This window comes from Nocardioides epinepheli (assembly GCF_037936805.1).
Lineage (GTDB): Bacteria > Actinomycetota > Actinomycetes > Propionibacteriales > Nocardioidaceae > Nocardioides.
Genome location: NZ_JBBMMC010000002.1, coordinates 1 through 21,507 on the forward strand (window position 1 = coordinate 1; position 21,507 = coordinate 21,507).

General features: G+C 71.2%; 19 protein-coding genes and 1 riboswitch. Of the genes, 7 read left to right on the forward strand and 12 right to left on the reverse strand.

The features are described from left to right. Positions 1-156 precede the first annotated feature (156 nt). Complete coding sequence (locus WMR31_RS03450; protein WP_340537376.1) at positions 157-1,125, forward strand: phosphotransferase enzyme family protein; 969 nt, start codon at positions 157-159, stop codon at positions 1,123-1,125. Here the strand turns inward: WMR31_RS03450 and WMR31_RS03455 are convergent. Next, on the reverse strand, positions 1,115-2,152 hold the full coding sequence (locus WMR31_RS03455; RefSeq protein WP_340537377.1) for a M23 family metallopeptidase: 1,038 nt from the start codon (positions 2,150-2,152) through the stop codon (positions 1,115-1,117). The two genes, WMR31_RS03450 and WMR31_RS03455, sit on opposite strands and share 11 nt — an antisense overlap. A gap of 439 nt (positions 2,153-2,591) precedes the next feature. Between WMR31_RS03455 and sucC the strand changes: the two genes are divergently transcribed. After that, a complete protein-coding gene (gene sucC, locus WMR31_RS03460) occupies positions 2,592-3,767 on the forward strand; it encodes an ADP-forming succinate--CoA ligase subunit beta (protein WP_340537378.1) in 1,176 nt (391 codons plus the stop codon). A 19-nt stretch (positions 3,768-3,786) separates the two neighbouring features. Beyond that, on the forward strand, positions 3,787-4,668 hold the full coding sequence (gene sucD / locus WMR31_RS03465; protein ID WP_340537379.1) for a succinate--CoA ligase subunit alpha: 882 nt from the start codon (positions 3,787-3,789) through the stop codon (positions 4,666-4,668). Positions 4,669-4,750: 82 nt separating this feature from the next. Here the strand turns inward: sucD and WMR31_RS03470 are convergent, their stop codons facing one another. From WMR31_RS03470 to WMR31_RS03480, 3 genes are all read right to left on the reverse strand, one after another. Further along, on the reverse strand, positions 4,751-5,425 hold the full coding sequence (locus tag WMR31_RS03470; RefSeq protein ID WP_340537380.1) for a hypothetical protein: 675 nt from the start codon (positions 5,423-5,425) through the stop codon (positions 4,751-4,753). 125 nt (positions 5,426-5,550) lie between these two features. After that, positions 5,551-6,324 carry a hypothetical protein gene (locus tag WMR31_RS03475; RefSeq protein WP_340537381.1) on the reverse strand — a complete coding sequence of 258 codons (774 nt, stop codon included), beginning with the start codon at positions 6,322-6,324 and terminating at the stop codon, positions 5,551-5,553. 59 nt (positions 6,325-6,383) lie between these two features. Beyond that, positions 6,384-8,285 (reverse strand): hypothetical protein, encoded by a 1,902-nt coding sequence (locus WMR31_RS03480; RefSeq protein WP_340537382.1) that lies wholly within the window; start codon positions 8,283-8,285, stop codon positions 6,384-6,386. Positions 8,286-8,416: 131 nt separating this feature from the next. Here WMR31_RS03480 and WMR31_RS03485 point away from each other — a divergent pair, with 131 nt between their 5' ends. From WMR31_RS03485 to purH, 3 genes are all read left to right on the forward strand, one after another. Continuing rightward, positions 8,417-9,703, forward strand: a complete 1,287-nt coding sequence (locus tag WMR31_RS03485) for a cell division protein PerM (RefSeq protein ID WP_340537383.1) — start codon at positions 8,417-8,419, stop codon at positions 9,701-9,703. Between the two features lie 31 nt (positions 9,704-9,734). Continuing rightward, positions 9,735-10,367 (forward strand): phosphoribosylglycinamide formyltransferase, encoded by a 633-nt coding sequence (gene purN / locus WMR31_RS03490; RefSeq protein WP_340537384.1) that lies wholly within the window; start codon positions 9,735-9,737, stop codon positions 10,365-10,367. 1 nt (position 10,368) lies between these two features. Further along, positions 10,369-10,448: riboswitch (ZMP/ZTP riboswitch) on the forward strand. Positions 10,449-10,481: 33 nt separating this feature from the next. Next, on the forward strand, positions 10,482-12,047 hold the full coding sequence (gene purH, locus WMR31_RS03495; RefSeq protein ID WP_340537385.1) for a bifunctional phosphoribosylaminoimidazolecarboxamide formyltransferase/IMP cyclohydrolase: 1,566 nt from the start codon (positions 10,482-10,484) through the stop codon (positions 12,045-12,047). Between the two features lie 91 nt (positions 12,048-12,138). Here the strand turns inward: purH and WMR31_RS03500 are convergent, their stop codons facing one another. From WMR31_RS03500 to WMR31_RS03520, 5 genes are all read right to left on the reverse strand, one after another. Then, positions 12,139-12,498: a DUF3017 domain-containing protein gene (locus WMR31_RS03500; protein ID WP_340537386.1), complete on the reverse strand. Its 360-nt coding sequence runs from the start codon at positions 12,496-12,498 to the stop codon at positions 12,139-12,141. After that, positions 12,498-13,355: a bifunctional methylenetetrahydrofolate dehydrogenase/methenyltetrahydrofolate cyclohydrolase gene (locus WMR31_RS03505; RefSeq protein ID WP_340537387.1), complete on the reverse strand. Its 858-nt coding sequence runs from the start codon at positions 13,353-13,355 to the stop codon at positions 12,498-12,500. The genes WMR31_RS03500 and WMR31_RS03505 overlap by 1 nt, the downstream gene beginning before the upstream one ends. 29 nt (positions 13,356-13,384) lie before the next feature. Further along, a complete protein-coding gene (locus WMR31_RS03510; protein WP_340537675.1) occupies positions 13,385-14,617 on the reverse strand; it encodes an MFS transporter in 1,233 nt (410 codons plus the stop codon). A gap of 152 nt (positions 14,618-14,769) precedes the next feature. Then, entirely contained in the window at positions 14,770-15,753 is a 984-nt protein-coding gene (locus tag WMR31_RS03515) for a malate dehydrogenase (protein WP_340537388.1), read from the reverse strand. 180 nt (positions 15,754-15,933) lie between these two features. Further along, positions 15,934-17,055: an MIP/aquaporin family protein gene (locus tag WMR31_RS03520; RefSeq protein WP_340537389.1), complete on the reverse strand. Its 1,122-nt coding sequence runs from the start codon at positions 17,053-17,055 to the stop codon at positions 15,934-15,936. 168 nt (positions 17,056-17,223) lie between these two features. Between WMR31_RS03520 and WMR31_RS03525 the strand changes: the two genes are divergently transcribed. Continuing rightward, positions 17,224-19,443: an NADP-dependent isocitrate dehydrogenase gene (locus WMR31_RS03525; RefSeq protein WP_340537390.1), complete on the forward strand. Its 2,220-nt coding sequence runs from the start codon at positions 17,224-17,226 to the stop codon at positions 19,441-19,443. 102 nt (positions 19,444-19,545) lie between these two features. Here WMR31_RS03525 and WMR31_RS03530 read toward each other — a convergent pair whose 3' ends face one another. Genes WMR31_RS03530 through WMR31_RS03540 form a run of 3 tightly spaced genes read right to left on the reverse strand, consistent with a single transcriptional unit; the run spans position 19,546 to position 21,488 of the window. Then, on the reverse strand, positions 19,546-19,950 hold the full coding sequence (locus WMR31_RS03530) for a VOC family protein (RefSeq protein WP_340537391.1): 405 nt from the start codon (positions 19,948-19,950) through the stop codon (positions 19,546-19,548). A gap of 9 nt (positions 19,951-19,959) precedes the next feature. Then, positions 19,960-20,862, reverse strand: a complete 903-nt coding sequence (locus WMR31_RS03535) for an RNA polymerase sigma-70 factor (protein WP_340537392.1) — start codon at positions 20,860-20,862, stop codon at positions 19,960-19,962. Between the two features lie 2 nt (positions 20,863-20,864). Next, positions 20,865-21,488, reverse strand: a complete 624-nt coding sequence (locus WMR31_RS03540) for a carboxymuconolactone decarboxylase family protein (RefSeq protein ID WP_340537393.1) — start codon at positions 21,486-21,488, stop codon at positions 20,865-20,867. Between the last annotated feature and the right edge of the window lie 19 nt (positions 21,489-21,507).

Below are 21,507 nucleotides of genomic sequence, written 5' to 3' on the forward strand. Positions count from 1 at the left end.
TACATCGCCCGCGAGATCTACCGACACCTCGCCACCACAATGGCTTGACAACCCATAGAAGCGTCTCAACCTCCGGCGTCGGCGCTCGCTTGCTCAACCCCCGGCGGGGCCTGCGGGCCCACGCGCCGCCCGGACGCCCTCTGATTGAGTGGAGCCATGTCGGAGCCGGTGGTCCAGATGCTCTGGGAGCGCGAGGCTCCGGGGCGTGTGCTCCAGGAGCGGTTCGGGTTCGCGGACGCCGCCGCGGCGGCGCGGTGGGTCGGGACGACGACGCGGGAGCACTGGGGGATCTCGGTGACGCGCTGCGAGCGGATCGTGATCAGCGCGGGCAGCGCGCTCGCGTGGGTCACCACGGTCTCGGAGGGGCGGATGATCCTGAAGTGGTCGGTGGTGCCGGAGCTGTTCGCACGGCTCGGGCAGATCGCCCGGCTGACTCGATGGCTGGACGACCGGGGGATCCCGGTGTCCGCGCCGGTGCCCTCGACGTCGGGCGCGCTGCAGGTGGAGACGGCAGGGAGGGCGATGGGCCTCCAGCGGGTCCTCGACGGCGACCTGCTCGATGCGGCGGACGAGCCGAGCGTGCACGCGGCCGGAGCGACGCTCGCGCGCTTGGATCGCGCCCTGGGTGATTACCCGGACGCCGCCACGCTGGGTGGCGACGGGTTCGCAGAGTCTCCACGAGAGGCGATCACGCGCTGGGCCGAGTCGGCGGGCCCGCACGTGCCGGCCGCCGTGAGCGAGATGCTGAGCCGGCTCGCCGCCGAAGGTCCGGACGACCTGCCTGCCCAGCTCGTCCACGGCGACTATCGCGCCGCCAACCTGCTGTGCGCGGGGAGTGAGGTGGTCGCGGTCCTCGACTTCGAGGAGGCGCGCACCGAGCACCGGGTCAACGCGCTGGCCCGCTCCGCGGTGCGGCTCGGCACTCGCTTCCACGACTGGGCGCCGGTCTCGAACCGGGTGCACGAGAGGTTCCTGGCCGGCTACGAGGCGGTGCAGCCGTTGACGCCGGCCGAGCGGGCGTGGTGGCCGGGGTTGCTGCTGTGGCACACGGCCCAGCGCGTGCCGTCAGGCTCCGACCCGACCGGATGGGCCGCATCGACGAAGGAGCTGCTCGTCAGGGCGTGACGCCGTGCTCGACCATGGCAGCGTACGGGTCGACCGGGTCTCCGCCTCCGGGGCGGACCTCGACGTGGAGGTGGGAGCCGGTGACGTTACCGGTGGAGCCGACGGTGCCGATGATCTGGTTGCCGATGACCTGGTCGCCGACCGAGACGAGGAAGTCGGTCTGGTGGCAGTACCAGATCTCGGTGCCGTCTTCGAGGGTGACGACGGTCTTGTTGCCGTAGGAGCCGTCGGAGCCGGCGAAGGTGACGACGCCGTTGGCGATGGCGTGGATCGGGTCACCGTTCTCGCCGTTGAAGTCCAGGCCGGTGTGGTAGCTGGCCCACAGTCCGTAGTCGCCGAACTCGGCGGTGGTGATCGAGGGGTTGAGCGGGAGGAACCAGCGGTTCTCCTCGATCTTCTCGGCCTCCCTCTGTGCCTCCTGGGCGAGGGCGCCGAGCGCGTTGTCGCGCTGGGCGGCCTGGGCCTCGGTGGCAGCCTGGAGATCTCCCTGGTCGGATCCGGACCCGCCCCGGTCGGCCGAGCGGCTCAGGGTGTCACGAGAGCCGACGGCGCCCATGGCGCCGTTGCCGCTGAGTGCGGTGGCCGGCCGGACGTCGTTGACGACCGTGTGCGCCAGAGCCGGTCCGGTCGGCTGGTTGCCCGCGGTGAGGGCCCCGCCGACGGCGACGGCCAGGACGGTGAGACCGACCAGGATCGGCGGAGAGGGCAGACCGCGGAACAGGGGACCGCGGGAGCCGGCGTGCTTGACGGCCTTGCGCTTGCCGCTGGCGCCCGCTCGACTCGCGCCGGCCAGGGGCGCGCCTGAGGACGACGCGGGCTCGGCGACCACAGCGGCCGCTGCCGTCGTGGGAGCCTCGGCGATCGTCTCGGCCGTCTCGGCGACCTGCGGCTGCGCCTCACGAATCGTGGGGGCGGGCGCCTCCGGCGCCTGCGTGGGTCGAGCGATCCGACGGCCGACGTAGTGCGCCTGCGACGAGGTCTCCTCGAGACGAGACGGCGCGCGGCCTTCGGCTCTGTGGCTACCCATTGGTCAGGCGACTCCGTTGCTGGTCCGGTGCTGGCTCACGTGCACGCAGGGGAGACGTGCTGATCAGTGGTGTTCAAGCGAGTGTCGAACAAACGTCGAGCACTCTAACCGATGCCTCGACGAGGTCGAGAATTCCCTCCACATGATTGTGGACGAGCGCGCCGCCACGCGCGGCAGAACCGCGAAGTTGTGGTGCGAACCACTCCTCGACGAGCGCCGTATCAGGTCTCGCGCCCGCGCAAAGCCGAACCGATCGGATCGTCTAGGGTGCGCTGAGGAGACACGCCACGTGCGCGGCCCGCGCCCGAAGGCTCCACCTCGGGCACCATCGACCGGCGACTGATCGAGAACCTGGGCCGCTTCGCCGCGTGACGACCGTATCGAGAACAATCGAAGACCGTCGAGAACTATCGAGACCTATCGAGAACGTGGTGAACCAGTGGACCTGATGGAGTTTCAAGCGAAGGAGCTCTTCGCCAAGCATGGGGTGGCGACGACCCTCGGGATCGTCGTCGAGGACGCCGAGGCCGCGAAGGCCGCCGCCGAGGAGTTCGGCGGCGTCACGGTCGTCAAGGCCCAGGTGAAGGTCGGAGGCCGCGGCAAGGCCGGCGGCGTGAAGCTGGCCAAGACGCCGGAGGAGGCCTTCCAGTACGCCAGCGACATCCTCGGCATGGAGATCAAGGGCCTCACCGTGAACCGGGTGCTGGTCACCCCCGCGACCCCGCCCGAGGAGGAGTACTACTTCTCCTTCCTGCTCGACCGCGCCAACCGCAACTACCTGTGCATCGCCTCGGTCGAGGGCGGCGTGGAGATCGAGGAGGTCGCCAAGACCAACCCCGACGCCGTCAAGAAGATCGCGATCGACCCCGGCGCCGGCGTCGACGAGGCCAAGGCCCGTGAGATCGCCACCGAGGCGAAGTTCCCCGAGCCGGTCTTCGAGCAGGCCGTGGAGATGATCCAGTCGCTCTACAAGGTCTTCGTCGAGGAGGACGCCACCCTGGTCGAGGTGAACCCGCTCGCGCGGCTCGCCGACGACAAGCTCGAGGCACTCGACGGCAAGGTGTCCCTCGACGACAACGCCTCCGAGGTGCGTCACCCCGACCACGCGCAGTTCGAGATCAAGGACGAGACCGACCCGCTCGAGGCGAAGGCCAAGGAGAAGGGCCTCAACTACGTCAAGCTCGACGGCGAGGTCGGCATCATCGGCAACGGCGCGGGCCTGGTCATGTCGACCCTCGACGTCGTCGCCTACGCCGGCGAGAAGCACGGCGGCGTGAAGCCTGCCAACTTCCTCGACATCGGCGGCGGCGCGAACGCCCAGGTGATGGCCGACGGGCTCGACGTCATCCTCGGCGACGACCAGGTCAAGAGCGTGTTCGTGAACGTCTTCGGCGGCATCACCGCCTGCGACGAGGTCGCCAACGGCATCAAGGGCGCGCTCGAGATCCTGGGTGACTCCGCGACCAAGCCCCTCGTCGTCCGCCTCGACGGGAACAACGTCGACAAGGGACGCGCGATCCTCGATGAGCTGAACCACCCGCTGGTGACGCAGGTCGACACCATGGACGGCGCAGCCGACAAGGCCGCCGAGCTCGCCCACGCCCAGAGCGCCTGAGACCGGAAGAGGCCAGACAATGTCTATTTACCTGAACAAGGACAGCAAGATCATCGTCCAGGGCATGACCGGTGGGATGGGCTCCAAGCACACCACCCTCATGGTCGAGGCCGGCGCCAACATCGTCGGCGGCGTCAACGCCCGCAAGGCCGGCACCACCGTCGAGCTCGGCGGCAAGGAGCTGCCGGTCTTCGCGAACGTGGCGGAGGCGATGGAGAAGACCGGCGCCGACGTGTCGGTGGTCTTCGTGCCGCCCGCCTTCACCAAGGACGCCTGCATCGAGGCCATCGACGCCGGCATCGGCCTGCTCGTGGTCATCACCGAGGGCGTGCCGGTGCAGGACACCGCCGAGGTGTGGTCCTACCTCGACGGCAAGGACACCCGGATGATCGGCCCCAACTGCCCCGGCATCATCACGCCGGGAGAGTCGCTTGCCGGGATCACCCCGCACACCATCGCGGGCTCCGGCCCGATCGGCCTGGTCTCGAAGTCGGGCACCTTGACCTACCAGATGATGTACGAGCTCAAGGACTTCGGCTTCTCCACCGCCATCGGCATCGGCGGCGACCCGATCGTGGGCACCACCCACATCGACGCGCTCGCCGCGTTCGAGGCCGACCCCGACACCAAGGCGATCGTGATGATCGGCGAGATCGGCGGCGACGCCGAGGAGCGGGCCGCCGCCTACATCAAGGACAACGTGACCAAGCCGGTCGTCGGCTACGTCGCCGGGTTCACCGCACCCGAGGGCAAGACCATGGGTCACGCCGGCGCCATCGTGTCCGGGTCCTCGGGCACCGCCGCGGCCAAGAAGGAGGCCCTCGAGGCCGTCGGCGTGAAGGTCGGCAAGACGCCGTCGGAGACCGCCGCGCTGATGCGCGAGATCCTCGCCGAGAGCTGACCCGCGCACCACGACCCAGAACGGCCCCGGGCACTGCCCGGGGCCGTTCGCGTTCTAGGACATGCCCTAGGCGTGGGGGAGGTCAGAGGTCGGCCAGCGCGGCGACGACCTTGGCGGAGTCGTGCTCGGCCGCCCGTACCTGTGCCTTGATGTCAGGCGCGGAGCCATCGCCTCTGCTGTAGGAGGTCGCGAGGTACAGCGCACGACCCTCCCGCACGACCACGAGGACCTCGAGGTCGTCGGAGAGCTCCCCGCCGCTGCTGTACCGGTGGGTGAAGATCACCCGGCGCGGAGCCTTGCTCACCATGTCGTAGACATGGTCGGTGCTTCCGACGGTGGTGACCGGGCAGCCGACCACGGCCAGCCGCAGCGCGCTCAAGGCAACCTTGGCCGCGCCGTCGTCGGCGTAGAGGGCCAGCGTGCGTGCGCGACGTTCGCCGGACCCATCGTTGAAGGTCACGCCGGCGACGTCGACAGTGTCGCGCGTGCTCCAGGCGTTGAGCCCGCATCGGTCGATGTCGTCCACCCCGGAGCTGACGGTGACCTCGACCGGGCTGCCGTCGCCGTTCGTGGCGGGCAGGCCGGCCGCCAGCGGGAACTCGGATGCGATCTCCCCGGCCCAGGTGGGGGCTGTGGTGTCTTCACGGGGGAGGGAGATCGGCGGGTAGCCGTAGCCGTTCGCGTTGTCGGTCGGATCACCGCCGCTCTGCGCGGCCATTATCCCGATGACGGTGACACCCACGGCCGCGAGCCCCATCGTGATCCTGGCGCCTGGGCTCCGCGTGACCGAGCTGCTGCCCCCCATGGTCCTGTCCTTCCTCCGGTGTTCCCTGGTGTGTGGGCAGTAGGACCCGACCGGGTCGTCGCGGTTCCCGCCTGGATTCAGAGGTCGGCCATCGCGGTGACGACCTCAGCCGAGTCGTGCTCGGCCCGGCGGACGGTCTTCTCGATGTCGCCGTAGGGGCCCCCGCCCTCGTTGTAGTAGGACGCGAGGTACAGCGCCGGCCCGACCTGCACCACCTCGAGGACCTCGAGCCCGGGCGACACCCGCCCGTCGTAGCGGTACTGGTGGGAGTAGGTGACCCGCCCGGGACCCTCCGTCACGACGTCGTAGAGCTGGTCGGTGTCACGGACGGTCTCGTCGGGGCACGCGGCGACAGTCGCGCGCAGCTTCTTGAAGGCGGCGCGGGCGGCAGCCTGGTCGGGGTAGAGCGCCAGCGTGCGGGAGCGGAAGTCCTCGGCCTCGCCGGTGTACTTCGCCCCGGCGAGGTCGACGGTGTCGCGCGGGCTCCACGTCTCCGTGCCGCACATCGTGAACGCCATGACTCCGGGACGGTCGGTCACCTCGACCGGCGTGCCGTCGTCGCCATTGGTGGCGGGCAGCCCCGAGGTCAGCGGGAAGTCGGGCGGGATCTCGCTAGCACCCGTGCTCGGCGGCGTCGACGGCGCCTGTGTCGTCGGCTCGCTGGTCGGGTCGTCCGTACCGCCGGGGCCGCCCGGGCTGGTCGACCGGGTCGTGCTGGAGTCGCTGTCGCCGGCCGCCGAATCGCCGCTGTCATCGCCGCATCCGGCGAGCCCGAGGGTCAGCAGCGCTGCGCTCGCCGCCGCCAGGGCGATCCGGACGCGGGTGGTCGAGGTGGTGCTGATGCTGGCCATGGCCGCTCCTGTCGTTCGGTCTGGACAGGTAGGACGCGGCCCACGGCCTAGAAGTTGGCTCAGCGCCCCCCGGGCGGGGGCATCTCTCCCAGTCGCTCCTGGGCGCGCCGGGCGAGGGCGATGAAGTCTTCGTCGGAGACGGCGGCCCCCTTGGCCTCGACCAGGGTCAGCTGACCGACCGCGTGGTCCGAGCGCAGGATCGCCATGTGGAAGGTCCACGACGTGCCGGGAACCTTCACGTTGATCCGCCACGCCGTCAGGGCGGCCCGGGCGTCGGTCTGGTCGGTGAGACGCTCGATGGTGGTGTTGAGCTTGCGCGTCTCGCAGCTCGCCAGCTGATCGCGCACTCGATCCACCAGCGCGATGGCCTGCGGCCGGGGCAGCGCGCCCACCGTCTCGGTGACGCCGAACTCCCGGGGGAGGTTCGCGGTGGGGATCAGGAAGGTCCGCGTGGTGTTGCGTGTGAAGGGAGCGCCGCTGACCTTGCCGGTGAAAGACGTCTGGTCGCAGCTGGTCGCGGCGGCGTTCGTGGTGGCCTTCTTCGGGCGCGTGCCGACCCAGGCCTCGTCGACGCCGTCGACCGGTGGCAGGTCGAGCTCGGAGATCAGCGCGGGCTGCCGTCCGACCGGTAGCGGGGCGCGATCCTCCACCCGGGGGCGGGGCGGCGCGCAGGCGCCGCCACCCGGCAGGGCGCACAGCGCGCCCACGGCGCGAGCCAGGAGCCCCGCGGACGCCGCCGGCTCGCCAGCGTCCGTGGCATCTGCGGAGGCGACCGCCAGCATGGTCGTGGTGGTGAGCAGGCCGGTGCGCGAGATCCCGACGACGTAGGTCGTGACCGGGTCGCTCGCCGAACGCAGCACCACCTGGAGGACCTCGTCGCCGACCCGCGTGGGGGTGCGCGTGGCCAGCAGCTGCATCCGTGGCTCGGTGCAGCGGGCGAACCACGAGGTCGTGGCGCGGAAAGCGCGTCGCGCCGCCCGCGGCTTGGCCGAGGCCTCGGTGAACTCGGTCAGCGTCGCGGCCGGCTGTCCCTTGTCGCTGGACTTGAAGGTACGCACCAGCGCGGCGGTCCCGTGAGGGTCGGCGTACCGCGTGGTCTGGCAGGGCATGACCAGGCCGTTGCCTGTGCTGTTGTCCGTGGTGCGCCCGGCGGTCCAGGTGCGCTTGCCCGGAAGTACCTCCGCCAGCTGCGCCGGGCTGAGCAATGCGGTGTCGGGGAGCACCATCTCGACCTCGGTCTCCACGTCGGTGTGGTCGACGGGCGGCGTCGTGGGGTCCGGCGCCGGCGTGCTCGGGTCATCGGCGAAGAGAGTGGGCCGCACGCCGGCGGCATCGGTGACGACGGCGCCGCTGGCCACGAGTACGCCGACGGTCGCCAGCACCCCCGCCAGCGTGTGCGCCCGTCCGCGGGCGTTGCCTGCTCGGCGCACGATCGTGGAGCGTGGGAACCGGGTGGCCTCGTCGGTGCGCCCCTGCACCGACGCGGCGAGCACGTCGAAGACCGAGCGCAGCTCGCTGCCCTCGACGTCGAGGGCGAGCGAGAGCGCCGCCACTCCCGACTGGAGCTCGCGTTCGGCACGCTCGAGCGGCAACCCCACCTCGCGCGCCATCTGCGGCATCGACACCGCCGCGAGCTGGGTCAGCACGACCGCCTTGCGTTGGGCGGTGGAGAGCTTGCCGAGCGCGTCCAGGATCTCGCGGACCTCGGGATGGATGTCCTTCTCGCGGTGCCACACCTTCGCCGAGTGCCGACGCTGGGCCAGTCGCCAGGCGTGCGGGCCGACGACGTCCTCAGGGCGCTCTCGACGCGACAGCTTGCGCCAGCGCTGCCAGCCGACGACGAAGGCGTCGCGCACGGCCTTGCGGGAGGCGGCGAGATCGCCGGTCAGCGCATAGGTCTGCACGAGCAGTCGTTCGCGGGCGTCGACGTAGAACGCGTCGAACTCGTCTGGCTGTTTCATCGCCGGTCCACGGTAGACGAGACAGGGTCGGACCTCCGACTCGTCAAAGTCCTCCCGGCTCACCCGGGGTTCGCGCTCGCCCGGCGTGGGACCGCCGCCTGAGCCGCTCGACGGGTCACGATGGATCGGCCATGACCTCACTCCTACCCCATGAGTCCCGTGCCCGCCGGCGTAGCGCCGATGAGGTGCGCGACGACCTCGCGACCCGCCGCCCGCTCGTGCTGGTCGCCGGGCTGGGTGGCGTCCTCGCGGCCGGCTCGACGCTGCTGGTGTGTCTCGCGCTCGGGGTTGCCGGCTGGTTCCTCACCGACGGCGGAGCGCACGGCGCCCCGCGCGACGGCCTGCGGATCGGTGCGCTCGGCTGGCTGATGGGCCACGGCTCGGGCGTGCGGGTCGACGGCGTCCAGATCACCGCGATGCCGCTGGGCGTCACGGCGGTGTGCGCCTGGGTGCTCTGGCGGATCGGCCAGCGGATCGGGGTGTCGGTCTCCGGCCACGGCCCCGACGCCGACGGCGTCCTGGACGGTCGGCGCGACCTCGTCGTGCCGGCCGCCGGCCTGCTGCTCACCCTCGGCTACGTCCTGACCGCTGTGGCCACTCTCACACTCGCGGGGACCGACGCGACGGCGCCGAGCGCCCAACGGGTCGTGCTCTGGTCGCTGCTGCTGTGCCTGCTCGCCGGGGTCCCCGGCATCGCCGTGGGCTCCGGCCGGGCGGCCGTCTGGACCGCCGACCTGCCGCCCACGGTACGGGCCGCCGCTCACGTCGCCCGGCGACTGCTCGTGGTGTGGTCGGCGCTGTGCCTGGCCGTCTTCCTCCTCGCTCTGGTCCTCGACCTGAGCACCGCCGCGAACGTGATGGGACAGCTCGGCGGCGGTGGGGGAGCGGTCGCGATCGTCGTGGTCCTCGGCCTGGCGCTGCTGCCCAACGCCGGTGTGTTCACCGGCTCCTACCTTCTCGGTCCCGGCTTCACCGTCGGCACCGGAACCGCGGTGACTCCCGGCCTGGTCGTGCTCGGCCCCCTGCCGGCGTTCCCGATGCTGGCCGCGCTGCCCGACGAGGGCTCCGGAGGGTGGACCGGCTGGCTGGTGGTGGTGCCGCCGCTGGTCGCCTGCGCCGTCGTCGCCTGGTCGCAGTGGACCTGGCCCACCGCCTACTACGTCGAGGCGGCCGTGCGCGGGGTCGCCGGCGGAGTCGCGGCCGGGGTGCTCTTCGGCATCGCGGCGACCCTGGCCGGCGGAGCGGTCGGACCCGGGCGGATGGCCGACGTCGCGCCCTACGCCTTCGACACCCTGATCCACGCGCTCACCTCGTTCGGGCTCGGTGGGCTGGTGGGCGCCGTGGCGATGACCTGGTGGCAGCGCCGCTCGATGCCGATCGAGATCGTGCTCGACGGCGACGCCGAGGACGCCGACTGACGCCGGTCGAGTGGCCGATAGTCTCGCTGCCGTGTCCGCATCGCCCGCCCGCCTGGTCGTCCTCGTCTCCGGCAGCGGCACCAATCTCCAGGCCCTGCTCGACGCGTGCGGCGAGTCCGGCTACGGCGCCGAGGTGGTCGCCGTCGGCGCCGACCGTGACGGCATCGAGGGACTGGCCCGTGCCGGGCGGGCCGGGGTGCCGACGTTCGTGCAGCGGGTGTCCGACTTCGACTCGCGGGCCGCGTGGGACGAGGAGCTCGCCCGCGTGGTGGAGGGCCACCGGCCCGACCTCGTGGTGCTCGCCGGGTTCATGAAGCTGGTGGGCGAGGCCTTCCTGGCCGCCCACGGTGGCCGCACCGTCAACACCCACCCGGCGCTCTCGCCGTCCTTCCCGGGGATGCACGGGCCCGCCGACGCGCTGGCCTACGGCGTCAAGGTCACCGGGTGCACGCTGTTCGTCGTTGACGCCGGTGTCGACACCGGCGCGATCGTGGCGCAGACCGCGGTCGCGGTGTCCGACGACGACACCGAGGCCACGCTCCACGAGCGGATCAAGGGCGCCGAACGGGTGATGCTCGTCGACGCCGTCGGGCGGATGGCACGCGAGGGCTTCATCGTCGACGGACGCCGGGTGCGGTTCGGCCGCACCGCCGATCCGCAGTAGGCTGAGGCCACACGACTGGCGCAGGTGGGCCACCACCGGGGAGTGAACCGTCGACGGCCATCGACCGCCTGGGTGGCCCCGGAGCGACGTTGTCCTCGACCCCAGGAGCACCAGATGGCCGACCAGATCCCGATCCGCCGCGCACTCGTCTCGGTCTATGACAAGACCGGCCTCGACGACCTCGTCCGCGGTCTCCACGACGCCGGGGTCGAGCTCGTCTCGACCGGTGGATCCGCGGCCCGCATCGAGTCGCTCGGTCTCCCGGTGACCCGGGTCGAGGAGCTCACCGGCTTCCCCGAGTGCCTGGACGGGCGGGTCAAGACGCTGCACCCCCGCGTGCACGCCGGCATCCTCGCCGACCGGCGGGTCGACTCCCACGTCGAGCAGCTCGCCGAGCTCGAGGTCGAGCCGTTCGACCTCGTCGTCGTGAACCTCTACCCGTTCCGCGACACGGTGCTGTCCGGCGCGACGCCCGATGAGTGCGTCGAGCAGATCGACATCGGCGGGCCCTCGATGGTCCGGGCGGCCGCCAAGAACCATCCCTCGGTCGGCGTCGTGGTCTCGCCGGAGGCCTACGACGAGGTGCTCGCCGCGGTCGCCGCCGGCGGATTCACGCTCGAGCAGCGGCGCCGACTGGCCGCGGAGGCGTTCGCGCACACGGCGTCCTACGACGTCGCGGTGGCCTCCTGGATGGGCAGCGTGCTCACCGACACCAGCGACGGCACCGGATTCCCCGAGTTCACCGGCGCGACCTGGGACCGCGCCGCGGTGCTGCGCTACGGCGAGAACCCGCACCAGCCCGCCGCGCTCTACCGGCACTGGCGCGGCGGCCTCGCCGGCGCCGAGCAGCTGCACGGCAAGGAGATGTCGTACAACAACTACGTCGACACCGACGCCGCCCGCCGCGCGGCCAACGACTTCGCCGAGCCGGCGGTCGCGATCATCAAGCACGCCAACCCGTGCGGCATCGCGGTCGGCGCCGAGGGCGACGACATCGCCGACGTCCACCGCCGCGCCCACGAGTGCGACCCGACCTCCGCCTTCGGCGGCGTGATCGCGGTCAACCGCCCGGTGTCGGTGGCGATGGCCGAGCAGGTGGCCGAGATCTTCACCGAGGTGATCGTCGCGCCGGCCTACGAGGAGGGCGCGGTGGAGATCCTGCAGGGCAAGAAGAACATCCGGATCCTGGTATGCCCGCTCGACGAGCACCCCGACCCGGTCGAGTTCCGGGCGATCAGCGGCGGCGTCCTGATGCAGCGGGTCGACCACGTCGACGCTCCCGGAGACGACCCCTCCACCTGGACCCTCGCCACCGGCACGGCCGCCTCGCCCGAGACCCTGGCGGACCTCGCCTTCGCCTGGCGGGCCTGCCGCAACGTGAAGTCGAACGCCATCCTGCTCGCCAAGGAGGGCGCCTCGGTCGGCATCGGGATGGGCCAGGTCAACCGGGTCGACTCCTGCCGGCTCGCGGTCTCCCGCGCCGGCGAGCGGGCGGCCGGCTCCGTGGCGGCGTCCGACGCCTTCTTCCCCTTCGAGGACGGCCCGCAGATCCTCATCGACGCCGGCGTCACCGCCATCGTCCAGCCCGGCGGATCGGTGCGCGACGAGCTCACCGTCAAGGCTGCCGAGGCCGCCGGCGTCACGATGTACTTCACCGGCACCCGCCACTTCGCGCACTGACCCGCCTCCACGCTGACCCGTCAGCCATAGCTGACGGGTCAGCGTCGGATCTCCACAGAGTGCTGTGGAGAGAGGGCGTGCCCGTGCGGGATCAGCCGGGTTGGTCGGGGATGGAGCCGGCCAACCAGTACAGCGCGATCGCGACCCCGAAGAGCAGGACGACGTCGAGCACGCGATGCCGGACGGCGAGCATGCCGGCGTCGCGGCGGGGGAGGACCAGCCGGAGCAGCCCCGCCACGGCCAGGCCGGCCGCGAGCACCCGGATGCCGACGCGCCAGTCGCCGTTGACGACGATCCCGATCGCCGTGGCGGCCGTGACCAGGATCGCCAGGTAGAAGGCGCCGCCGACCGTCGAGGGATAGCGTCGCGGCTCGTCGCCGCCGTCGTCGAGAGGGGGACCGTCGCCCGCGCCGGGATCGGGCGCGGTGTCGGCCGGGTCGGGGTCGGTCATCACGCGTCGGAGGCCGCCGCCAGGCTCTCGGCTCGCTCGACGATGTTGCTCAGCAGCATCGCTCGGGTCATCGGGCCCACGCCCCCCGGGTTGGGGGAGACCCAGCCCGCGACGTCCCACACGTCCGCGGCGACGTCGCCGGCGATCTTGCCGTCGACGCGCGAGACGCCGACGTCGAGGACGGCGGCGCCCGGCTTGACCATGTCGCCGGTGATCAGGTCGGGCACTCCGGCAGCCGCGATGACGACGTCGGCGTTGCGGGTGTGCGCGGCGAGGTCGCGGGTGCCGGTGTGGCACAGGGTGGCCGTGGCGTTCTCGGAGCGACGGGTCAGCAGCAGGCCGAGCGGCCGCCCGACGGTGAGTCCGCGACCGACGACGACCACCTCGGCGCCGTTCAGCTCGATGCCGTGGCGGCGCAGGAGCTCGAGGCAGCCGATCGGCGTGCACGGCAGGGAGCCGGCCTCGCCGAGCACGAGCTTGCCGAGGTTGACCGGGTGCAGGCCGTCGACGTCCTTGTCGGGGTCGACGCGCGAGAGGAGCCGGAACTCATCGAGCCCGGTGGGCTGCTGGACCAGGAAGCCGGTGCAGGCGGGGTCGGCGTTGAGCTCGTCGATGACGGCCTCGACCTCCTCCTGGGTGGCGGTCGCGGGGAGGTCGCGGCGCAGTGACTCGATGCCGATCTCGGCGCAGTCCTTGTGCTTGGCGCCGACGTACCAGTGTGAGCCGGGGTCGTCGCCGACGAGCACCGTGCCGAGTCCGGGCACGACGCCACGCTCGCGCAACAGGGCGATCCGCTCGGCCAGCTCGGCCTTGATGATCTTGAGGGTGGCGGAGCCGTCGAGTCGCTTGGCAGTCACGGCGTCAGTCTAGGGATGGAGGGAGGGCGTCACGCACCCACCGGCGCCCCGACCTTGTGCAGGTAGCGCTCCGCGGCGCGCGCCGCCGGGTGAGAGGCGACGGCGGCGGCCACGCCGATCCCGGCGATCACGGCCCATCCGGGCGCGCCCCACTGGAGGGCGAGGAAGGTGTAGAGGGCAGGGAAGACGATCGACTCGACCTGGTAGCCCATTCCCCACACGCCCTGGTAGTCGCCGAGGCGGCGGTGGTCGGACAGCTCCGCGGCGAACCCCCAGCTAGACGCCGACTGCCACAGCTCGGCGCCGGTGATCGTGATGTGGCCGACCCAGATCAGCACGATCGAGATCCAGCCGGTGGTCTCGTGCGTCACGCTCAACACCAGGCAGGACAGCACGAAGGCCCACCCCGACCAACGCACCGCCCGCAGCGCTCCGGTGACCGTGTCGGCGCCTCGGGAGGCCCGGACCTGGAGCAGTACGGCGAGCACCGTGTTGGTGCCGAACAGCCAGGCGAGCAGCTCCTGGGGCGCGTCGGTCCGCTCCACCAGCCACAGCGGCACGACGACGTTGAGCAGCACCTGGTTGGAGCTCAAGACGCCGTTGCAGACCGAGAGGATGACGAAGCCCGGGTTACGCAGGGCCGCGGGACCCAGGTGCTCCAGCGGGCTGTCGGCGGCCCGCGGCGGACGGGAGATGCCGGGCAGGAAGGCGATCATCACCGCGTTGAGGATCAGCAGGGCGCCGGTGAGCAGCGGGACGGCGATGATCGCCTCGCGCGTGCCGATCCCGAGTGCGACGCCGCCCGCGCCGGCGCCGAGGGTGTATCCCACGTTGCGGGCGGCTCGCATGTAGGCCATCGAGCGCACCCGGGTCTCCCGGGGGAAGATCGCGATCCGGTAGACCTCGCGGGCCGAGCGGCCGGCGGTCTCCACCGAGGCCAGCACGGCGAGCATCGTGACGAACAGCGCGAACGAGCCGATCGCCGGCCACAGCAGGTAGAGCACGGCCTCCAGCAGGGAGGAGATCACCCACAGCGGCTTGGCGCCCACGACGTCGGTGAGCCGGCCCAGCGGGATCGAGAGCGCCAGGCTGACCCCGGCGGCCACCGACATGCCGAGCCCGACCTGGGCGCCGCTGAGCCCGACGATCTGGGTGAAGAACACCGCGGTGCCGGTGAGGAACGAGCCGGTCGCGAATGCCGACAGGACGCACTGGAGCGCGAGGTTGCGCTCGAGCTTCGTAGGTGGGACCAGCCCGCTCATCAGTCCCACCGGCGTGCGTCTCCTCGTGTGCGTGCGTTCTGCGCTGACCCGTCCGCTATAGCTGACGGGTCAGCGTGAAAACGACGGTGACCCGTCAGCTATAGCGGACGGGTCACCGTAAACCCGGGTCGGTGCCGGGGCGAAGCGAGGGGTCAGATCAGGCCGAGCTCGGTGACCGCGGCACGCTCGTCGGCGAGCTCGGCGGTGGAGGCGTCGATCTTGCCGCGAGAGAAGTCGTCGATCTCCAGGCCCTGAACGATCTCCCAGTCGCCGTCCTTGGTGGTGACGGGGAAGGAGGACACCAGGCCCTCGGGGACGCCGTAGGAGCCGTCGGAGACGACCGCCATCGACACCCAGTCGTTCGGGGCCGAGCCGAAGAGCCAGTCGTGGGCGGCGTCGATCGTGGCCGAGGCGGCAGAGGCCGCCGAGGACGAGCCGCGCGCCTCGATGATCGCCGCCCCGCGCTTGGCGACGGTGGGGATGAAGGTGTTCTCCAGCCACTCCTGGTCGTTCACGGTCTCGGCGGCGTTCTTGCCGGCCACCTCGGCGTGGAACAGGTCGGGGTACTGGGTGGCGGAGTGGTTGCCCCAGATCGTCATCTTGGTGATGTCGGTGACCGGGGCACCGGTCTTCGCGGCCAGCTGCGAGATCGCCCGGTTGTGGTCGAGGCGGGTGAGCGCGGAGAAGCGCTCGGCCGGGATGTCGGGGGCGTTCTTGAGCGCGATCAGCGCGTTGGTGTTCGCCGGGTTGCCGGTGACGCCGATGCGGACGTCGTCCGCGGCGACCTTGTTCAGCGCCTTGCCCTGCGCGGTGAAGATCGCGCCATTGGCCGAGAGCAGGTCGCCGCGCTCCATGCCCGGGCCGCGCGGGCGCGCGCCGACCAGGAGGGCGAGGTTGACGCCGTCGAACATCTTCTCGGCGTCGTCGCCGATCTCGACGCCGGCCAGGCCGGGGAAGGCGCAGTCGTCGAGCTCCATCACGACGCCCTCGAGCGCCTTGAGCGCGGGGGTGATCTCCAGGAGCCGCAGCTCGACCGGGCGGTCGGTGAGCGCACCGCTCGCGAGACGGAAGAGAAGGCTGTAGCCGATCTGGCCGGCGGCACCGGTGACCGCGATCTTGAGCGGAGCAGAGCTCACGACGACTCCTGACGCAAAGTTGTGAATGTGACGAATCGGGTGCTCCCGACGCTAGCAGCGCGACGTCCGCGCATCCGAACGGGCCTTTGCGGTCGGACGCACACGCCGAAATCAGCGGCGCGGCCGCTCCGGGGTCCGTAGGGATCCGGAGCGGCCGCGCCGCTGGTCGTCAGCGAGTGGTCAGGAGCCGTCGGGGGGACGGACCTGGGTCTGCTCGCCCGGGCTCGGCCAGCTGGTCTGCGCGGGCGGCTGCTGCTGGGCGGGGATCCACTGCTGGGCCTGCGGGTCCCACTGCCAGCCGTCCTGGATGATCGGCTGCTCGGCCTGGCCGGCGTGCTGGCCGGTCTGCTGACCCGGCTGGGCGTAGCCGCCCTGCCCACCAGGTCCACCATGGCCGTGGTCGTGGCCGGCGTCGTGGCCACCGAATGCGGGGGTCGCACCCGGCTGGTTCCACTGCTGCTGGAACTGGTCCGGCGCGCCGTAGCCGGGAGCGGCGGGAGCGCCGCCACCGAAGTTGAAGCCGGAGCCGGGGACGGGCTCGGTGGCGTGGCCGAAGATGGCGGGGTAGACGATGCCGGCGATCAACGCGCCCACGATCGGGGCGATGATGAAGACCCAGACCTGGATGAGCGGGTCGGAGCCCGAGAAGAGCGCGGGTCCGATCGAGCGGGCCGGGTTGACGGAGGTTCCGGTGGCCGGGATCGCGACGAAGTGGATGATCGCGAGGGTCAGACCGATGGCGAGCGGAGCCAGTGCCGGGTGCTCGTTGCGCTCGTCGGTGACTCCGAGGATCACGAAGACGAAGATCGCGGTCAGCAGCATCTCGAGGATGAGCGCGGCCCACACGGCGTAGCCCGTGCCGTCATCGCCCCAGCCGTTGGTGCCCAGCGTGGAATCGAACGCGTCGAAGCCGTCGAAGCCCATCGCGACGATGAGGAGTCCGGCGCCGGCGACGATCGCGCCGACGAGCTGGGCGCCGATGTAGATGGGGGCTTCCTTCCAGGCCATGCGGCCACCGATCACCGCGCCGACGGTGACGGCAGGGTTGAAGTGGCCTCCCGAGATGCGACCCACCGCGTAGACCATGACCGTGACGGCGAGGCCGAACGACAGGCCGATGGTCGCGATCGAGGCGAGATCGCTCAGGTCCACCGAGGTGAAGGCGTCCTCGCTGGCGAGCGACCCTGCCTTGCCGACGGAGAGCACGACCGAGCCACAGCCGATGAACACCAGCACGAACGTGCCGATGGCTTCTGCGAGGACCTTCTGAAGGGTGGTGGGAGGAGCGGGTGTTGTGTCCATGGGACGGACCTGTCCTTCGTGCTGGGGGCTGAAACGTGAATGCCAAGAACTCTAGACCGCTGGGCCCGCGCCCTGTGGGACCCGGGTGCCCGTCTGGCCGCGGTGGCCGCCGTCAGGTATCTTGACGTCAAGAAACCGATTCGTCGCCGCAGGAGCTGATGACCACCCATGACCGACCAGTCGAAGATCATCTACACCCACACCGACGAGGCGCCGCTGCTGGCGACGTACTCGTTCCTGCCGATCATCGCGGCCTACGCCGCCAAGGCGGGTGTCGACGTCGAGACGCGTGACATCTCGCTCGCGGGCCGGATCATCAGCCAGTTCCCCGACCGGCTCACCGAGGAGCAGCGGATCCCCGACCACCTCGCCGAGCTGGGCGAGCTGGCCACCAAGCCCGAGGCCAACATCATCAAGCTGCCCAACATCTCGGCGTCCGTGCCGCAGCTCAAGGCCGCGATCAAGGAGCTCCAGGAGCAGGGCTACGACCTGCCCGACTACCCCGAGAGCCCCTCGACGGAGGAGGAGAAGGAGATCCGCGCGGCCTACGACAAGGTCAAGGGCTCCGCGGTCAACCCGGTCCTGCGCGAGGGCAACTCCGACCGCCGGGCGCCGGCGTCGGTGAAGAACTACGCCAAGGCGCACCCGCACCGGATGGGCGCCTGGTCCTCGGACTCCAAGACCAACGTCGCCACGATGGGCGAGCACGACTTCCGCTCCAATGAGAAGTCGGTGGTCATCGAGGCCGACGACACCCTGCGCATCGAGCACGTCGGCGCCGACGGCACCGTCACCGTCCTCAAGCCGGAGGTGAAGGTGCTTGCCGGCGAGGTCGTCGACGGCACCTACATGGACGTCGCCGCCCTGCGCCGTTTCCTCACCGAGCAGATCGCCCGCGCCAAGGCCGACAACGTGCTCTTCTCCGCACACCTGAAGGCGACCATGATGAAGGTCTCCGACCCGATCATCTTCGGTCACGTGGTGCAGGCGTTCTTCCCCACGCTCTTCGAGCAGTACGGCGAGCAGCTGGCCGCCGCCGGCATCAGCCCCAACGACGGCCTGGGCGCCCTGCTCGCCGCCGTCGAGTCGCTGCCCGAGGGCGAGGCCATCAAGGCCGCCGTCGCGCAGGGGATCGCCGACGGTCCGGAGCTGGCGATGGTCGACTCCGACAAGGGCATCACCAACCTGCACGTGCCCAGCGACGTCATCATCGACGCCTCGATGCCGGCGATGATCCGCACCTCGGGTCACATGTGGGGACCCGACGGCGAGGAGGCCGACACCCTCGCCGTCATCCCCGACTCGTCCTACGCCGGCGTCTACCAGACCGTCATCGACGACTGCCGCGCTCACGGCGCGTTCGACCCGGCCACGATGGGCTCGGTACCGAACGTGGGTCTGATGGCCAAGGCAGCCGAGGAGTACGGCTCGCACGACAAGACCTTCGAGGTCCCGGCCGCCGGCACGGTGCGCGTCGTCTCCTCCAACGGCGACGTGCTGATCGAGCACGACGTCCAGCCCGGCGACATCTGGCGTGCCTGCCAGACCAAGGACGCCCCGATCCGCGACTGGGTGAAGCTCGCCGTCACCCGCGCCCGCGCGACCGGTGCCCCCGCGGTGTTCTGGCTCGACGAGACCCGCGCCCACGACGCCAACCTGATCGCGAAGGTGAAGGAGTACCTGCCCGAGCACGACACCAAGGGCCTCACGATCGAGATCATGGCTCCGGCCGAGGCGACGGCGTACTCGCTGGAGCGGATCCGCCGCGGCGAGGACACCATCTCGGTCACCGGCAACGTGCTGCGCGACTACAACACCGACCTCTTCCCGATCCTCGAGCTCGGGACGTCGGCCAAGATGCTCTCGATCGTCCCGCTGATGAACGGCGGCGGCCTGTTCGAGACCGGCGCCGGCGGCTCGGCGCCCAAGCACGTCCAGCAGCTGGTGAAGGAGAACTACCTGCGCTGGGACAGCCTCGGCGAGTTCTTCGCGCTCGCGGCCTCCTTCGAGCACCTCGCCGAGTTCGCGGGCAACAAGGGCGCCCAGGTGCTCGCCGACACCCTCGACCGCGCCACCGGCACGTTCTTGGAGAACGACAAGTCCCCGACCCGTCGCGTCGGCGGCATCGACAACCGCGGCTCGCACTTCTACCTGGCGCTCTACTGGGCCCAGGAGCTGGCCGCGCAGACCGAGGACGCCGACCTCGCCGCCGTCTTCGCGCCGCTGGCGGAGTCGCTGGCCGCCAACGAGGACAAGATCGTCGCCGAGCTCAACGGCGTCCAGGGCAGCCCGGCCGACATCGGCGGCTACTACCGCCCCGACGCCGAGAAGGCCGACGCGGTGATGCGCCCCTCGGCCACCTTGAACGAGGCCCTCGCGGCGCTCTGACCCGCTCCGGCCCCGGCCAATACCGCACAGCCGTCCTTGCCAGCGTTGGCGAGGACGGCTGTGAGGTTTCGTCGGCACGCGACTGTCAGGCGAGTTCGTCCCTCACTCGTCGGCTTGCTCAACCTCCGGGGGCTTGCGTGGTGTCGTCTCCGGCGTGAACGGCGTCAGGCAGAACGGATGGCCGGCCGGGTCGAGCAGTACCCGCCAGCGGGGGTCGGGCTGGTCGGGCAGGGCCGCGCCGAGCGCGAGCGCCCGACCCTGGGCCGCGTCCAGGTCCTCGGCGGTCAGATCGAGGTGCACGATCGACGACCCGGGCCAGCGCGGGGCGACGTGGTCCTCGACCAGTTGCGCGACCAGCACCATGCCCGGCACCTCGACGCCGACGCTGGACTCCTTCGCCCACAGCTCGCGACCGCCGAGCAGGTCTCGGTAGAAGTCGGCCAGTCGTTGTGGGTCCGGGCAGTCCAGGGAGATGCCCACCAAGCGCGCTGACGGTGGCGGGGTCATTGCCGCAGACTACGACGGCCTCTCCACCGGTGCCCGGGTCAGCGTGGCCTCGCGGCCGAGGCCGCCGAGCTTGTCGGGATTGCGGACGACGAAGATCCCGGTGATCAGGCCGCCGTCGATGTCGAAGGTGATGGCGGTGTCGTGGCCGTCGTCGAGGTCGACGACCAGAGCGGCCGGGGCGGCGTTCAGGTGGACCGGGCGGATGCTGGCGTGGCCGGCGTACCTGCCGAACCCGCCGAGCAGGTTCGCGACCTTCTTCGCACCCAGCACCGGCTTGGAGATGGCGTGCGCGACGCCGCCGCCGTCGGCGACCAGCACGACGTCGGGGGCGAGCACGTCGAGCAGAGCGGTCAGGTCGCCGCCGGCGACCGCGGCGAGGAAGCGGTCGACGACCTCGCGCTGCTCGGTGGCGCTCACCTCGACCCGGGGCCGCCGGGCGGCGACGTGCTCGCGGGCCCGATGTCCGATCTGGCGGACGGCGGCCGGGGACTTGTCGAGGGCGCCCGCGATCTCGGCGTAGGGCAGGTCGAAGACCTCGCGCAGCACGAAGACCGCGCGCTCGGTCGGGGTGAGGGTCTCCAGCACGGTGAGCATCGCGAACGAGACGCTCTCGGCCAGCGCGACGTCGTCGGCCACGTCGGGGGCGGTCAGCAACGGCTCGGGCAGCCACTCGCCGAAGTAGTCCTCGCGGCGGCGGGAGTCGGCGCGCAGCCGGTCGAGTGCCTTGCGCGAGGTCATCCGGACCAGGAACGCGCGAGGATCGCGGATCTCGGCCCGGGCGGCGTCGTCGACGCCGTGCCAGCGGATCCACGTCTCCTGGACGACGTCCTCGGCCTCGGCGGCGGCGCCGAGCATCTGGTAGGCGACGGTGAACAGCAGGCCGCGATGGGTGAGGAAGGGGTCCTCGGCCATGCTCACGACTCTAGTCCGCGCAGTCGGGGGCGAGCGCCGGACGGCTCGGGGAGCGGCGCGAGGCCGCAGGCCGAGGCGAAGCCGTCGGACCCGATGCCGAGTGCGACGTTGGCACGCCCGCTGAGGTTCGCGAACGCGATCACCGCGGTGAGCTCGATCAGGGCTCGGTCGCCGAGGCGGGAACGCAGGGAGGCGACCATCTCGTCGGTCACGGTGGGCTCGGACTCGGTCATCGCCTCGGCGTACTCGAGCACGTCCCGTTCGAGGCTGCTGAAGACGCTCGACTCCCGCCAGCGGGGCACCTCGCGCGCCTTGGCGACGTCGAGCGATTTGTTCTGCGCCTCGAAGTAGTTGTAGTCCAGGCACCACGAGCAGCCGACCTTCGCGGCCACGACCATGTGGGCGAAGGTCTTCAGCTGCTCGTCGCAGGCGTCCCACTTGCGGACCTTCGCGCTGAACCCCTGGATCGCCATCAGGACCGGCTGGTGGTGCCAGTAGACGCCGATCGCGTCCGGCATCCGCCCCAGCATCCGCGTGGCGAAGCGCCTGATCAAGGCGCCCTTGATGCCGGTGACCTCTGCTGCCGGGATCCGCGCGGTCCCGACGTGGTCGGTGTTCGCACTCATGTGGCCTCCTACGGTTCTC